At 40.4% G+C, this 16,276-nt stretch carries 9 protein-coding genes; 6 read left to right on the top strand and 3 right to left on the bottom strand.

Annotated elements, in window-relative coordinates; genetic code table 11:
• The 4 genes from QZ562_RS13870 to QZ562_RS13855 form a co-directional block, all read left to right on the top strand.
• On the top strand, window positions 1-1,042 hold a 1,042-nt coding region (locus QZ562_RS13870), incomplete at its 5' end, for a hypothetical protein (RefSeq protein WP_293761165.1).
• 185 nt (window positions 1,043-1,227) lie between these two features.
• Entirely contained in the window at window positions 1,228-1,830 is a 603-nt protein-coding gene (gene lpoB / locus QZ562_RS13865) for a penicillin-binding protein activator LpoB (RefSeq protein ID WP_293761162.1), read from the top strand.
• A gap of 62 nt (window positions 1,831-1,892) precedes the next feature.
• On the top strand, window positions 1,893-2,360 hold the full coding sequence (locus tag QZ562_RS13860; protein WP_293761159.1) for a glycine zipper 2TM domain-containing protein: 468 nt from the start codon (window positions 1,893-1,895) through the stop codon (window positions 2,358-2,360).
• A gap of 318 nt (window positions 2,361-2,678) precedes the next feature.
• Window positions 2,679-4,247 carry a sodium/solute symporter gene (locus tag QZ562_RS13855; protein WP_293761156.1) on the top strand — a complete coding sequence of 523 codons (1,569 nt, stop codon included), beginning with the start codon at window positions 2,679-2,681 and terminating at the stop codon, window positions 4,245-4,247.
• Window positions 4,248-4,297: 50 nt separating this feature from the next.
• Here QZ562_RS13855 and QZ562_RS13850 read toward each other — a convergent pair whose 3' ends face one another.
• Both QZ562_RS13850 and QZ562_RS13845 read right to left on the bottom strand, forming a co-directional pair.
• Window positions 4,298-7,408 (bottom strand): efflux RND transporter permease subunit, encoded by a 3,111-nt coding sequence (locus QZ562_RS13850; protein WP_293761153.1) that lies wholly within the window; start codon window positions 7,406-7,408, stop codon window positions 4,298-4,300.
• Between the two features lie 3 nt (window positions 7,409-7,411).
• Window positions 7,412-8,494, bottom strand: a complete 1,083-nt coding sequence (locus QZ562_RS13845; RefSeq protein ID WP_293761151.1) for an efflux RND transporter periplasmic adaptor subunit — start codon at window positions 8,492-8,494, stop codon at window positions 7,412-7,414.
• 75 nt (window positions 8,495-8,569) lie between these two features.
• Here QZ562_RS13845 and QZ562_RS13840 point away from each other — a divergent pair, with 75 nt between their 5' ends.
• Together QZ562_RS13840 and QZ562_RS13835 are read left to right on the top strand one after the other, a co-directional pair.
• The gene (locus QZ562_RS13840; protein ID WP_293761149.1) at window positions 8,570-9,127 is read left to right on the top strand and encodes a hypothetical protein; all 558 of its coding nucleotides are present in this window, start codon (window positions 8,570-8,572) and stop codon (window positions 9,125-9,127) included.
• 152 nt (window positions 9,128-9,279) lie between these two features.
• A complete protein-coding gene (locus tag QZ562_RS13835) occupies window positions 9,280-11,040 on the top strand; it encodes an acyl-CoA dehydrogenase family protein (RefSeq protein WP_293761147.1) in 1,761 nt (586 codons plus the stop codon).
• Window positions 11,041-11,728: 688 nt separating this feature from the next.
• Here QZ562_RS13835 and QZ562_RS13830 read toward each other — a convergent pair.
• A complete protein-coding gene (locus QZ562_RS13830; RefSeq protein ID WP_293761143.1) occupies window positions 11,729-16,150 on the bottom strand; it encodes an ExeM/NucH family extracellular endonuclease in 4,422 nt (1,473 codons plus the stop codon).
• Between the last annotated feature and the right edge of the window lie 126 nt (window positions 16,151-16,276).

Raw genomic sequence — 16,276 nt, 5'->3', positions numbered from 1 at the left:
CAATGTGATTGCCTACAAAGTTGCAAGTTATGAGCAAACCATGCTGCACACTTATCAAGCCTTAAATTACTTGTTTTTAGGCGAGCTTGAAGGCGCGTTAGTTGAAGTACGCCGCGCAAACTTAGTGCAAGAGAATGCCTTAATAGAAAATCAGCAAGATCTTGATAAAAGCAGTTTGAACTTTGATAAAAAATCTTTAGACCAGGTGTATCCGTCTATGTCAGCAATGATAGGTGATATTAAAAACGGTTTCCAAAATGCTTATACTTTTTATTTGTCAGGTTTATTGTATGAAGCCGTTTTACAGGATAATGATGCCTATATTGATTACAAACGTGCATTGGAGATTTACCCAAACAATCATTACTTGCAACAGGATGTACTTCGCCTAGCAACCCAACTTGGTATGAAAGATGACCTTGCATTATTTACAGCTAAATACGGGTCTTACCAAGTATCTAAAATAACCAATAGTGGAGAATTGGTTATTTTACTCGAAAACGGTGTGATTAGTCCCAAACAAGAAATCTCCATTGACTTGCCAATATTTAATGGTGTTAATCAGCCCCGATTCTATAGTTTTGCTTTACCTGTATATAATGGTCCACTTAAAAATTATCCAGCCGTAACAATCAATCTAGCTGAAAAAATTTATACATCGCAACAAATTGTAAGACTACAATCTGTTGCTTCTAAACAATTACAAGATCAAATGCCTAGTTTAGTTACACGCCAAGCCCTGCGATTAATAGCAAAAGAAAAGTTACGTAATACTATGAGTCAAAAAGGGGGCGATGTTGGCAATATACTTGCCGTTCTGTATAACGTTGCTTCAGAACAAGCTGATACACGAAGTTGGTTAACCTTACCCGATGAAGTGCAAATATTACGGTTGTCATTACCTCCAGGCAAACAAACGATAGAAATTCACCTTGCTGGTAAAACCAAGTTGATTGAAGTTAATATCTTGGCTAAGCGTATTAGTTTGATAAATTTTACAACTATTGGAAACTTTCAAAGTCATAAGGTTACTCAACTTTGATGTGGGCTGATCTAAGACAAACTGACTTTCAACATAATAGTTTAAAATAGAGATTAAAATTGATTGCTGTCGCCATTGATATCGATGCCTATAGTGCCCAAATACAAATCAGTATTATTTAAAAACGAGTCGCTTGTTTTGCGATAAACAAAAAGACCGATAGCGTATGAATAAAGGATAAATTAATGAAAAAATTACTTCTAGTGAGCGTCATAGGGTTATCAATAAGTCTACTGACGAGTTGTGCTAATAAGACGATAGTGAGTTATGGTGATGCTAACGCAATTGAAACCACTGATATAAATTTTGGTTCTACTGATCTGCAAAAGATTGCTGATCAGATGACGGATTCACTCGTTCAATCCCCAGTAGTCGGAACTATGACGGCTAATAAGCGTCCCATTGTGTTTGTTGATACTGTTAAGAATAAAACCAGTGAACATATTGATACCGAATCACTTACTGATTCAATTTCAACCCAATTATTACGTTCCGGCAAGTTTCGCTTTGTGGATATGACGAAAGTGAATACAGTGCGTGAACAGCTCAGCTATCAAAATGAAAGTGACTTAGTCAACCCAAGCAAAGCAGTTCAATTTGGTAAACAAGTGGGTGCTGAGTATATGTTGTATGGCAACTTAGCCAGCATAGTCAAAACTAATGCAGATAAATCAGATGTGTATTACAAATTTACTATGCGCTTAATGGACCTAGAAAGCGGCTTAGTTGAATGGGCAGATGAAACTGAAATTCGTAAAACTAGTAATAAACAATTATTAGGCTGGTAAGTTTAGATTTTTGTTATGAGTTTGTAAATTTGCAAACATTAACCGATCGTGAGGATAGATGTATGAAGGCACTGTTAGTTTTTCTTATACTGTTGGCAGTGTATATGCCCAAAGCCTCTGCAGATTATGACCGTAATCAGGCGGTTCCAGTTGAAAAAGTACTTTTTGGTAGTATTTCCTCAGTACGTCAAATAACTGAATCAGAATTAACACAAGACCGCAATCAAGATTGGAAAGTGTTTGGTAGTGCGCTAATTGGTGGCAGCATAGGTAATCAATTTGGTAGTGGAAGTGGCAGAGCCCTGAGTACTATATTAGGTGCCATGTTAGGCGGTTCGATGGCCAATAACAGTTCATCACAATCCAAACAGGTAACGATTCAATTAGTTGAGTTGATGATCAGTACAGATAATGATGGTGAGTACATGGTGGTTCAAGATTTTGACCCAGCTATGCGGTTTCAAGCACAAGATAAAATCCGTATGATTTATTTAGCGAATAGCTTTGTGCGCATAGACAAACAATATTAATAACAAATTATGAGTCCGAATTTATATCATTTTTCATCACTGCTCAATATGACCGTGAATATGACCGTAAATAGGACCGTAAATAGGACCGTAAATTTCATTCACTGCACTTCACCAAGAACTATGCAAACTGCGTTAGCTCAAAGGTTTAAAGTCACAACAGATTTCTAAGACAGATAAACAAACAAAAAACTAAAATTTGAATAAAAGCCTTAAAGAATACTAAGGCTTTTTTTTGTCTGTAAAATTTTGTATGGTAAATCAATATCGAGTGTTAGGTACGCATAAGGATAGTGTAAGTTATGAGCAGTTTAGTTAATGAATAGTCTAGATTATGCGATAGTCGCTATTTACCTGATTGGTTTATTGCTGATGGGGTTTGTGTTCCGTAAACAAGCATCAAAACAAGATTATTTTTTAGCAGGCCGTTCGCTTGGCTGGAAACCTTTGTCTTTGTCTATCATGGCGACTCAATTGTCAGCCGTAAGCTTTATTTCGGCACCTGCATTTGTTGGTTTGCGAGAAGGTGGTGGCATGGTGTGGTTGTCTTACGAGTTAGCCTTACCTTTGGCTATGCTATTATTACTTTATTGGATATTGCCCGCATTATATCGCTCAGGGGTGCTGAGTGTGTATGATTTTCTTGAGCAACGCTTTAGTCAAACAACACGTCTTTTAATCAGTATTGTGTTTCAAATAAGTCGTTCATTTGCCACTGCCATTATGATTTATGCTATATCTCTTATTTTACAAAGCACCATGGGTCTAGCTTTTTGGCAAAGTGTTGGGCTGATTGGTGTGATCACCATCATCTATTCTTTACAAGGAGGAATGAAAGCAGTTGTTTATGGTGACGCCACCCAAATGTGTTTAATTGTTATAGGTGCGCTGGTTTGCTTGGGGTTTGGTTTGTATCATATAGGTGGCTGGCAACAATTTTTTCAGCTTGTCGATACTGAAAGACTCACTACCCTCAAAACCGCATCAAATGGCTTTGATGGCGAGGGCTTTGGTCTATTGCCTATGTTGTTCGGCGGTATAATCTTATACGCATCATATTATGGCTGTGACCAATCCGAAGCCCAACGTTCGTTATCTGCTAGAAGTGTTACCGACCTCAAAAAAATCATTTTAGCGGCAAGTTTTTTACGGTTTCCGATTACTCTAATTTATTGCTCAGCAGGTCTAGTAATAGGGACTTTAGCTGTGCATACCCCAGAATTTATGGCACAAATACCTACTGGACACCCAGATTGGTTAATGCCAATATTTATCATTAATTATTTACCCAATGGTGTATTAGGACTATTGCTTGTGGCTATTTTAGCTGCTGCCATGTCGTCTCTTAGCTCGGCAATAAACAGCTTATCCGCAGTTTCAGTAGAAGATTATTGTCGTTTATCAGCGAATAAGTTATCACCCAGTGCATCAGTAAAAGCGGCAAAAATTGCTGGACTGTTTTGGGGATTTATCACTCTCACTTTATCTTTTTTTGCAGGCGATATCGCTCCAACAATCATAGAAGCTATTAACAAGGTGGGTTCGGTTTTTTATGGCCCTGTTTTAGCCACTTTTTTAGTTGCCACTTGCACTCAACACATCACCTCTAATCATATTAATCTGGGCATTGTTTGTGGTGTATTGGTCAACGTATTCCTATGGCTTTTCATGCCAATGGTGTTTTGGTTCTGGTGGAATGTGAGTGGCTTTATTTGTACGTTGGTTGTTACTGGATTGAGTTACATGGTGTTCAGCGACGGACAAAAGGAAGGGCTTTTTGTCCGTCAGCTAAGTCCTTTATCTAAAACTAATATCATGGCCCTACTAATATGGTTCGTAGCAATGGTAATACTTTGCCTCTTGATTGCTGATATAAGTTTGGACTAACCAACATCATCAAAAATCAACAAAGCTCCACAAATACTAATCTATAGCTGTTAACTATCATCGCCCTTACGATAAGGCATGCTAATTTCTAAATCTTCTATTTGTTTAGTCCGCGCATTAGGTGACCCCGTATTCCTAGCAAGTAGATAATAGGCAGTCGGAACAATGTACAAAGTTAAGAAAGCTGAAACTGTCACACCTGCGAATATCACCATGCCGATCACTGTTCTGCTCTCTGCACCAGCACCTGTGGCTAAAACCAATGGTAGCGAACTAAAGATAGTCGTAAAACCGGTCATCACAATAGGCCGTAACCTTTGTGTTGCCGCTTTACGAAGCGCCTCTTCAAACTCCACTCCCGCATCTCGTAATTGATTGGCAAACTCAACAATTAAAATACCGTTCTTGGCAGCTAAGCCAATTAACATCACCAGTCCTATCTGGCTGTATATATTCAAAGTCATCCCAGAAAAATATAAACCGATAAACGCGCCAACTAAAGCCAAAGGCACCGTTAACATGATAACCAAAGGGTGGATCCAATTTTCAAATTGCGCAGCTAGAACCAAATAAGTAATAGCCAGAGCTAATGCGAAAATAAATAAGATTGAGCCGCCTGATTCTTGATACTGCTGAGATTCACCTTTGTAATCGATAGCCACTTCGTCAGGCAATTCAGTTTCAACAATACTTCGTAAATATTCTAATGCTTCACCTACAGTGTAACCATCAGCAAGGTTGGCACTGATAGTAATACTGCGCATTCTATTGTATCGGTTGAGCCTTGATGAGGTAGCGTTTTCACTTACAGTTAATAAGTTGTCTAAGGGGATTAGTTGATTAGACTGAGACGAACGCACATAAATATTCTCAATGCTCGAAGGACTTCGATAGTCGGCTTCCCAACCTTCCATGATCACATCATATTCTTGACCTTTATCAAGAAACGTTGATACACGTCTTTGACCTAGCATGGTCTCAAGTGTGCGACCTATATCACTAATTGATACGCCTAAATCTGCGGCTCGGTTCTTATCAATATTGACCAACAGTTGAGGCCAAGTTTCTTTATAATCAGAATCAATCCGGATCAAGTTTGTGTTTTCTCTGGCCTTGGTTAATACAATGTCTCGCCATTTTACTAACTCTTCATAAGTATTTCCCTGCAACACAAATTGCACCGGTCGGCCAAGGCCACGCCCGCCAATACCACTTCTCATCACCGCAAAGGCTGTAACATCTGGGATATTCACTAACTTTCCGCTGATTTCATCCATTAAATCGAAGGTCGACCCTGTTTTATCTGGACCAATAGGTGTGCCTACAATAGCAATACCGGCAGTGCCACCAAAACCAGGAGTACGAACAATAATACGGTTAGCCTCACCTGTTTCTGTGTAAGGTAGCAGTATGTGTTCTATCTTTTTCAAATTGGCGGCATTGCTCTCAAAACTTGAGCCTTCTGCACTTTGCATAAGTATGAAAAAGTTGCCTCTGTCTTCTTTAGGTACAAATTCACCGGGTATAACTTGGACGAGTTTAAACAAGGCTATTATGCTGCCAATCACTAGTAAACTCATCAACCAAGGTTGATGTAGCGTGGTGCCTAAGCCGTTGAAATAACCCTGTTCAACTTTTCTAAACTTGGTATCCACCCAATATGCAAATCCTGAAGGTTTTGTACGTTTTTTCAACAGCTTAGAACACATCATCGGTGACAATGTTAAGGCAGTAACGCTAGAAAAAGCCACAGCTGCAGCGATAGCCAAAGCAAACTCAGTGAATAATCGTCCAATATTACCTTGCAAAAATACTAAGGGTACAAACACAGAAATTAAAACTAATGTTGTTGCAATTACCGCAAAACCGACCTCTCTTGCCCCTCGGTAGGCAGCCAAAATGGGTGGTTCGCCCATTTCTATTCGTCGAGAAATATTTTCTAACACCACTATGGCATCATCTACCACTAAACCTATCGCTAGCACCATTGCTAACAAGGTTAATAAATTAATCGAAAAGCCCAGCGCATACATAACAATAAAAGCTGAAACCAAAGACACAGGTACCGTGACTGCGGGGATAAGCGTCGCCTGAATATTACCTAAAAACACATAAATAACTAACACTACCATCAAAATAGCAATCGCTAAGGTTTCATACACTTCATTTATTGACGCTTCAATAAACACCGAGGAGTCATAGCTTGGAACAATAAAAATATTGTCTGGCAGCGTCTGTTCGATAAGTTGAATTGCAGCTTTTGCGGCTCTTGCCACTTCCAGTGTATTAGCCTTTGATTGTTTAACAATACCTAAACCAATCATGTTTACACCGCCACCACGAAACTCCGTTTCGTCGTCTTCAGCTCCTAACTCAACTCTTGCGACTTCTTTTAATTTAACTAAATAGCCATCGGCGCTTGCCTTTACGGTTAGATTCGCAAAATCTTCAGGACTAAGAAAACTTCTGGCCACTCGGACTTCAAAATCTCGGTCAATAGATTCCACTTCACCAGCGGGTAATTCAACGTTCTCAGAACGTATTACATTCTCGATATCAGTAACAGTAATATCTCGAGCAGCCATAGCGTTTCTATCTAACCACACCTTCATTGCATATCTTCGGCCACCGCCTAATTGCACACGAGCAACACCTTCTGCAACCGATAAACGGTCAACAACAAATCTATCTGCATAGTCTGTTAATTCCATGACTGATAGGTTATCGCTGCGTAAGTTGTACCAAACGATGACGTCCTCGTCTGAGTTGGATTTAGACACTTCAGGTGGTTCAGCTTGGTCAGGCAGGTTGTTTAATACTCGGCTAACCCTTTCTCGGACATCGTTCGATGCTGCATCAATATCTCTTGATAAGTCAAATTCAATACTGATAGATGAGCGGCCATTACGACTGCTGGATTCAATATTTTTAATACCTTCGATGCCACTAATGCGCTCTTCTATTAACTGTGTGATACGGGTTTCTACAATTGATGCTGAAGCACCTGGATAATTAGTATTAATAGAGACGATGGGAGGATCGATATCAGGGTATTCGCGTAATGACAGTAAACTAATTGACACTATTCCAAAGACCACTAGTAACAAATTAACAACCGATGCGAAAACAGGACGTTTAACTGCGACATCTGAAAGAAACATAATCTACTCCCTTATCTCACCTAAATCATCTATCTCATCGGCATTCAGAACGTTAACTTTTGATCCATCTCTCAATTTGAGAGCTCCTTCAATCACGACCTCTTCACCCTTTTTCAATCCCGATACAATTTGTACAATACCGGGCTTACGTAAACCTATCTGTACTTGTTTCCTTGTTGCTACACCATCGTTAACTACAAATATAAAATGTTTTTCTTCTACTGGAACTAAGCTGGCCTCAGGAAGCACCAGAGTAGTTAATAATTTTTTCTGTAAATTTATTTGTAACAACATACCTGGGCGTAATTTAAAATCTTGGTTGTTGATATTGGCACGAATTTGTATAGCTCGTGTCGCAGGGTCGACCCTAGAACCAATACTCACTATTTTTCCTTCGAATATTTCATCCGGGTAAGCAATGGAAGTGGCACGAATTTTTTGGTTAATGGCCAAACTAGGCAAGTGAACCTCGGCGATATTAAAATCGACTTTAATAATAGATAAGTCATCTAAGGTGGTAATGGCATCACCTGGCCTAACTAAAGCCCCAACACTGACTTGTCGTAATCCTAATAAACCATCGAAAGGTGCCCTTACTTCAAGTGCTCGCATTTGAGTTTTTAATACATTCATTTCAGCTATGAGTGCATTCACTTCGGCTTGTTGCTCGTCTAGTAGTTGTTCAGACGCAACATTGTTTTTAGCTAGGTTGGTGACTCGATTTAGTTGGCGGTTGGCTTCTTGTAAATCAACGTCTAACGCCGCTAATCGCGCTTTTTCTTCTAAATCAATTAATGTTAGTAATATTTGGCCAGCCTTGACCTTATCACCATCGTCAAAATTTATTTTATAAACAATATCAGATGTTTGTGTTGTTATAAGTACAGACTCATTTGCTCTTCCTGTGCCCAAAGCTTCAACAATTACCTCAAACTCTTCTTCAGCAGTGCGATGCACCTTCACTAAAGTGGCATTGGCTTGTTTAATTGGCTCAGACACGTTCTTCGGTAAATACAAAAACACCACTAAACAAAAACATAATATAACAGCAATTAACAGAGGAGAAAATTTTAACCCTTTTGACATTTGGTGACCTATGTAAATATAAAACTTAATGAGAACTTTGAAGTAATTAAAAATCACTAGCCTCTACAATTAATTATGGCGAATCATAAAATTGATGTGATAATAACTCGTGTCAATACCACCAGTGTGCGAAACATTTTGCAGAACAGATTATTAATAGCCGCAACAATTTTTGTATTCGGGTGCAATAAAAACGTCCCCGCTGACCCGATGTGCCGAACGAACATAGTATATACACAAACTAAGCCCTCAGTAGCAGCCTGTCTTATAAAATCTAACGTTCAACTCTTAGTAATTAAAAACCATGGTGATGATGGTTGGGACTTACCCACCCATAAACAACAAACATCAACCAGTGCACAATGCACTGCTCATCGAGCAGTTTGGAAATCAACGGGACTAAATGTTGAAGTCGGTAAGTTACTATTTACTGCCCCAAACAAAACCCAATATTTTGCATGCAAACTAACAGATGACTATTCTCGCCAATTGCAGCGATTCCCGGTGCCATCGTGGGCCAAACGCAAAACAAGTAATATTGCTTTGGTTGACCCATTTGATACACAGCAGCACCATTGGGTAGACGACATCAATTTGATTGATGTGCGAAAAGCGTTCAATCAATTAGAATAAACTTATCACAACGTCGGCTAAAAGCAGCGATCATTCATAAAATGACTAATGTCACATCAACACTTTTAATAGTCATAACGCGACTTTTAGCAACCAAAACCTATAAATAACGGTATAATCCCTACAATATTAGATTTTTAGAGATCCTTTACATGCCTCAGTACACAGCTCCATTAAAAGACATGCAATTTATATTACATGACTGGTTAAACCTGTCTGCACATTATCAAAAATTAGGGTTAGAAGATTATGATCAAGATCTTGTCAACGAAATATTAAATCAAGGTGCCAAGTTTGCTGAAGAAGTAATTGCCCCATTAAATCGCAGTGGTGATGAACAAAGCAGTAAGTTAGTGGACAAAAAAGTGATCACTCCAGACGGTTTCGCCGATGCATACAAAGATTATATTGCCAATGGCTGGAATGCCATGCTGGGAAATGCTGATTACGATGGTCAAGATTTACCTAATTCAATGGCTATACCTGTTCACGAAATGCTGAGTTCTGCCAACTTTAGTTGGCGACTTATTAGTGTATTAACAGAAAGTGCCATACTGGCAGTAGACAAACATGGCAGCAATAACCTAAAAGCGCAATATTTACCCAAGTTAATATCAGGTGAATGGACAGGCACCATGAACCTCACAGAGCCACATGCAGGCTCTGATTTGAGTTTATTAACCAGCAAAGCTAAAGACAATGGCGATGGTAGTTATGCGGTAACCGGAAGCAAAATATTCATTTCAGGTGGCGACCAAGATTGGACAGACAATATTGTTCACTTAGTCCTCGCCCGATTACCCAATGCACCTGCGGGTGTGAAAGGTATCAGCTTATTTTTAGTGCCTAAAATGTTGCTTGATGATGCAGGGAAAATAACACAAGCGAATACTTTATCAGTAGGCAGTATCGAGAAAAAGATGGGCCTCAAAGCTTGCCCTACTTGCGTTATGAATTTTGATGATGCTAAGGGCTGGATAATAGGCGAAGAAAATAAAGGATTAGCCTGTATGTTCACCATGATGAACGACGCTCGTTTTCAAGTAGGCTTACAAGGGTTGAGTATCAGTGAAGCGTCTTTTCAAGGTGCTTTAGCCTATGCAAGGGATAGATTACAATCGCGCTCCCCTCAAGGTATTCAACAAACTGATAAAAAAGCTGATTCAATTATGCATCAGCCAGATGTACGCCGCATGTTGTTAACCCAAAAGTCCTTAACCGAAGGCGCTAGAGCTTTATCATTGTTGTACGCAACTCAAATGGATATTGAAAAATATGCTGAGCCACCGCGAGCCCATAAAGCCAAACAAGTAATCGAGTTTTTGACCCCTATTTGTAAAGGTTTTATGACCGATATGAGTGAGGAACTGAGTAACTTAGGTATTCAAGTGTTTGGTGGTCATGGGTATATTCGTGAATGGGGCATGGAGCAGCTGGTTCGCGATAGCCGTATTACTCAGTTGTATGAAGGCACTAACGGTATCCAAGCTGTAGATTTAATCAACCGTAAGTTGGTCCGAGATAACGGACATATGTTGGCCAGTACTTATGAGTTATTCTCTATTATGGTGGGTAATATCGGTAATGCTGAATATAAAACTCAAGCCCATGACCTACTAAATGAATGGAATGAAACGTCCAAGCAACTTATGACACTTAATGCTCTAGATTTGTCAGGGGCAGCATATGACTACATGCATTACAGTTCTTATTGTTTAATAGGTGTTCTATGGTTAAGTATGGCCGATACAGCGGAGCATTCAGACAACGACACCATCAGAAAAGGCAAAGCCAATACCTGCGCTTTTTATATGAAAAGAATGTTACCTAGAAAAAACGGTTTTAAAGAAAACTTGTTTAATGACGCAGAAGATTTGATGGCTGTGACTGATATGGAATTTGATTATCAATAGTCGAAAAGCTTAAAAACAGAAAAAGTAGATAGATTAAAGGCGGTTGATAGGGGTATCAACCGCCTTTTTAATAATTTAAGAAATTACGCTGAACGGCGAAATCGAGCAAAAGCAACTTTTGCAACTTTTGCAACTTTTGCAACTATGCCTAGAGTAGCTGGAGTCGATACGTTCACTCTTTAGTTAACGCTTTTATCAACAGCTGACATAGAGTTAACAAATTCAACTCGCAGCGCATCTCCTGTTAAAAATGTAGTGGCTCCCTAACTTAATATTGTTAAGTCAAAACGAGCAAATAATCCACGTTCTGAACAGACATCATAAGTACAAGCCTTAGAGCCACAAAATCTGTGACTTCATTAACCAAAAAAATAGATACACCTAAAATACTTGACTCATTAACGTTGCAGCATCATAACTAAAAATTGATGTATTAAAATCGAAGTCAAATGCATCAAATCTCTCAGTTCATTAACAGTTATGCTTACTTATAAGGTTTTACTTATACGACTTTACTGATAGCTACATTGTTATCTAACATCAATAATAGTTACAATAGTTACAATAGTTACCACAGCGTCTTTATTTAAGTCAAAATTTATAACAATAGTCTAACGTCGTTGGATGACGATTATAAAGAAAAAAAAGGCGCTTATGAAAGCGCCTTTTTTAGTAACTGAAATTAATGCTATTCAGTCGCGCATCGCGCTCTTGTGCACTGTCTTATTAATGACAACACATCTCTAACAGTCACAATACCGTTGCCATCCACGTCAAAAGCAGGATTTAAAACTTCACCTGATCTTAGTGCAACAATCATGGCGCGAAGATCGATTCGATCTAAATCGCCGTCACCATCATAGTCACCAATCACTAAGTCAGCTTTCAAATTCAAACTAACAATAACGGGATCATGGTCAGACATACGGTATGCGTCATCTGCGTAATAATCAGTGACATTATCAGGTGTTTTAAACTCAACATTATAATCAAGAGAAATCGGCTCATCAGCGTTGATATGCCACTCAGTCACGTCAACCACTTTAGCCAAAGCTTTATTATTAGCTAACGCATGGTCTAAATAACCTAAAAGGCCTCTAAAGCTATATGAATACGCTTCATCACCACCAAAATAATTCACTAGGTTGGTATAACCCGCTCCTTCTAATGCACTAATAGGATCTTCTTTCGCATAAGCATTTAAATCACCAATGATTAACGTAGCGGTATCAGGGTACTGATCTTCTAGAAATGCACTTAGCGCCTGTGCAGCAAGTGTACGAGTCAGATTACAGTTACCTTGACCGGTAGTGGTATCATCATCACCAACACCACAACCTGAACCTTTAGATTTTAAATGATTAACACTGATGACAAGTGTTTCACCATTTTCAAGCAATGCAAATTCCTGAACTAAAGAAGGACGATTTTTACCATCATTAAACAACGGTACATCATCTTCGTCAGTGGTAGAGTTACTGCTATCTAGAATTTGTGGTACGCCAGTAAGTGATACCACACTCGATTTATACATAAACGCGACGGTAATGGCATCTGAGCCTATAGCCGCGCCAGGGTCAACAATAGAATAGGTACCCGCACCCATAACGGCATTGATCCCTGCAACCAAATCAGCAATGGCCGAGCCTTCAGAAAAACCGTTATTTTCGATTTCCATTAAACCCATAATATCGGCGTCCATTGCTACAATGGCAGCCACTGTTTTTGCTTTTTGACGTTCAAATTCCAAATCACTGTCCGCACCGCGGCAGCTAGAACTTGCAGTTGGGCCACAAACACTCCCAGAATCATCAATATTATTGAAGTAATTAAGCACATTTAAGCTAGCTACTTTCAAATTACCTAAGTTCAGATCAGGTTCGCCAGAGCGAGGGTTGGTGGCTACAAATGTTGGCTCTTGAGTAGGTATAACGCGGTAATCACCGAAGGAAAAGTCAACAACACCTGTTAGTGACGCTACTGTATCGCCCATTCGCAAAGTATTAAACGCAGACAATCCGCCAGTGGGGAACACAACAATCTCTGGATTCTGGGTGCTATCACCGTCATCTAACAATATACGGTTAAGCGCGTTTGTCACTACTAAGTTATTCGCCTCATCTGAACCAGGGACAAATACGTTAGTAGGCACGAATAAACGTTCCGTTGACAAAGTTACTTGGCCGAAACGTCCCAAAGTATAGTTATCGGTGACAACTAAAGCTTGCGACGTTGACACTAGCATACCTTCTAAAGATTCAACTTGTGCTGCATTTGTAAAAGGTAGAGATAGGGCTGACTCTGAAGGTCCAGCGTTCCCAGTACTAATGACTTCAGGCGCTTGGGTGGCCGTTAACTGAGTACGTTCAAAAAACTCTGATACATCACCAATCACTTTCACAAGGCTACCAACAGCTGGCAAATCACCTTCGTAGAAGACAAAAACGCCTTCTGAAGTAGAGGGGTCCGCATCCGAGTCTGCATCTTCTTCTTGTACAAAGAAACCGCTGATACCTGAAGAAGAAGCAGTCACGATACCTTCAATAAGAACCGTATCACCGTCTACAGGAGAAACATCACCATTTCCTTGGACGTCATGAATAAGCGTGGTCTCGTCGCAACAATCGCCTGGTTCTTCGCCACCTCCGCCACCAAATTGATGTGAACCTAACTCGCTACTTGTATTGCTTGGGAATGCTATCCATTGAGCATCAGGTAAAAATTCATCATCAATAATAGTATCGCCTTCACCGATGCTATTCAGTCGAACCAATGTTGCATTCGCTGTGCTAACGCCATTTGATTCCCAGCGGCTACCAGGATCTTCACCTACACGACCGAATGAATCGACTACATTCTCGCCTTTAAACAGTACATAAGCATCATCACCATTATGTGAAATAGTACCTGACGTAAGATCTGCTTCATCCAAAATATCTTGAATAGCGCTAGGGTTGGCAACAACGAATACGTCACCGCCTGCAACTATACCAGTCAAATTGAGCGCCGAACCTGATGTACCACCATTTGAAAAACGTTCTAAACGGTAACCTTCAGCTTCCAAATCCACTGATACTCCAGACGGATTATATAATTCAATAGCCTTGTTGAAGCTACTGCCTTCAATGTATTCAGAGATAAACAAATTGCGCGGAGCGACGGTATGCATACCTAAGTCGTCTGAGATATTGTTGCCAAGACCTGTCCACTGGATTGATGGGTCAAATGCATCGTCAACTATAACATCACCCGAGTAAACGTCAGGGTTACGGATAAGTGTATTGTTAGCCGTAACAGAATCACCGCTCCCGTAACTACTGCCTGGATCAAAGCCAACTTGGCCAAAGGCATCAATTATTGTACCGTCAGCAGTCAAAACATAATCATCGTCACCGTTGTGCGAAATACTGCCAGATATCTGATCTGATTTACTTAAAATGTCAGCATTTGCCCTTCCGTTGGCAACAACATAGGTGCCATTAGCAGGAATAATGCCTGTCAAATTGATCGCTGTTGGGCTAGTACCACCGTTTGAGTAGCGGCTAAGCACGTAGTTACCTTCTGACAGGTCGATATCGCTAGCAGTAGGGTTATATAACTCGAGCGCTTTATTATAGCTGCTGCCTTCGATGTATTCAGAGATAAAAACAACACCTGATGTGGTAGCCGGATTATCGCCACCGCCGTCACTGTCACCACAAGCATCAGTGGTATAAAACAACGCAGCCCATTCAGGATGGTCTATAAAGGGGTTACGGTTGCCTTGGAATTCGTAAATTGCATTGTTACGCGCTTCTTCAAAAGCGTCGACTGGATCAGCTACATGCCATGCCCAAAGACGACACAGCCTGCCTAACGCATTTGAGTCGGTGTCAGTGAAGGTATCGACCAATATCAAATCAGGTGTTAAATCACCTAAGTTTTCGTAACGGGTGTCCATATAGAACATCATACGTGCAACGTCACCTTTAATTGCGTTTCTTGGTTCAAATGAATCACCGTCAACAAAATTACCGGGCGCAGCCGTCACTGCATTATCGCTGTCATCAAAGTCTAAGTTACCGCGAGTAGCATTAACACCAACATCAGAAGGTCTTAAATGATGGATGTCAGAATACGCTTCAAAAGCGCTGTCACCAAAACCATGACTGCTAGGCCAACTATGTTCACGATTCCAATCAGTACCTGCATCGCCACCATTTAGGTTCTTCGCACGTGGCGTGCCTGTGTACCAAAGAGTAATGTTGTCTGCATCAGCCGGGTCTTCATCTGTATGAGATAAGGCAGTCCAGACTTGATTATATGTAAGAACGGTAGGACTTGTAATAGTCTCCGACAACAGCGTTTTAATGATATTTACTGGGCTGCTAGCATCTACTTCAGTTTGTACTGCAGCATAATAAACAGCGGCGTCAAATGTTGAAGCATCAGCGACTTTTTCCACGTCGCAAGCACCGGGAGTGGGACTGCCGCAAATAATGCCAGTAGGTTCGTCACCACCACCACCACCACCACCGCCACCGCCACCAACTTCATCAGCATAAGATTTCAGTGGGTAAGGGTTGGTTGCTGAGGCATTGGTAGTTTCGTCGTCTAGGGCATTGGTACCGCTAAAGGTCCAGCTAGAAAATTGAAAAACAGAGTCATCAGGGCCAGTATCGGCGACTCTTGCCGCCCAACCGTCCTTATACTCCCAAGGCTCTCCAGTACCATCAACACTGATGTCGCCAAATATGTCGACTACCACACCGTTACAGAACAGCTCAATTGCGTCGTCGCCATTGATAGAGGCAGAGCTGCTTGTATAGTCGGGAGTGAAGCCAAAAAAGCTAGTAAATTGTGCCGATTCAGAGGCAACATATATATACGTTCCTGCTGTCGCTGCTCCTGCATTAAAAGTGATTTCTTGACCGTCTGTGCCACCACCGTTATTGGCTGCGCCAATACCGCAACTTGAAAGATCTGCGATATCATTAATAACAAATATTTCGATGGCTTTGGGAAGGCCACCACTTAATGAGCCATCGACAACGCCGGTGATAACTAAATCATTTGCTTGCACTGCTGAGGCATACAAAGCTACCAACAATAGCGGATACTTTAAATTCATGTTTTCTCCTGAAAACTTGTAAGGGTCGGTGTTTCGACTTTAAACTATTTATTTTTAATGACTATCTTCTTAAACTTCTATGACATCCGTATGACAGGGAGGAGAATAATTGCTGTTCGACAGGTG

The sequence above is a fragment of the uncultured Paraglaciecola sp. genome (genome assembly GCF_913058035.1).
In the GTDB taxonomy this organism is placed as follows: domain Bacteria; phylum Pseudomonadota; class Gammaproteobacteria; order Enterobacterales; family Alteromonadaceae; genus Paraglaciecola.
The sequence above is the reverse complement of the archived record's forward strand: the minus strand, read 5'-3'. Positions and strand labels throughout refer to the sequence as shown.

Coding starts and splice junctions, on each gene's coding strand:
- QZ562_RS13860 (WP_293761159.1), top strand. CDS start 1,893: ATGAAGGCACTGTTAGTTTTTCTTATACTGTTGGCAGTGTATATGCCC.
- QZ562_RS13850 (WP_293761153.1), bottom strand. CDS start 7,408: ATGTTTCTTTCAGATGTCGCAGTTAAACGTCCTGTTTTCGCATCGGTT.
- QZ562_RS13835 (WP_293761147.1), top strand. CDS start 9,280: ATGCCTCAGTACACAGCTCCATTAAAAGACATGCAATTTATATTACAT.
- QZ562_RS13855 (WP_293761156.1), top strand. CDS start 2,679: ATGAATAGTCTAGATTATGCGATAGTCGCTATTTACCTGATTGGTTTA.
- lpoB (WP_293761162.1), top strand. CDS start 1,228: ATGAAAAAATTACTTCTAGTGAGCGTCATAGGGTTATCAATAAGTCTA.
- QZ562_RS13830 (WP_293761143.1), bottom strand. CDS start 16,150: ATGAATTTAAAGTATCCGCTATTGTTGGTAGCTTTGTATGCCTCAGCA.
- QZ562_RS13845 (WP_293761151.1), bottom strand. CDS start 8,494: ATGTCAAAAGGGTTAAAATTTTCTCCTCTGTTAATTGCTGTTATATTA.
- QZ562_RS13840 (WP_293761149.1), top strand. CDS start 8,570: ATGGCGAATCATAAAATTGATGTGATAATAACTCGTGTCAATACCACC.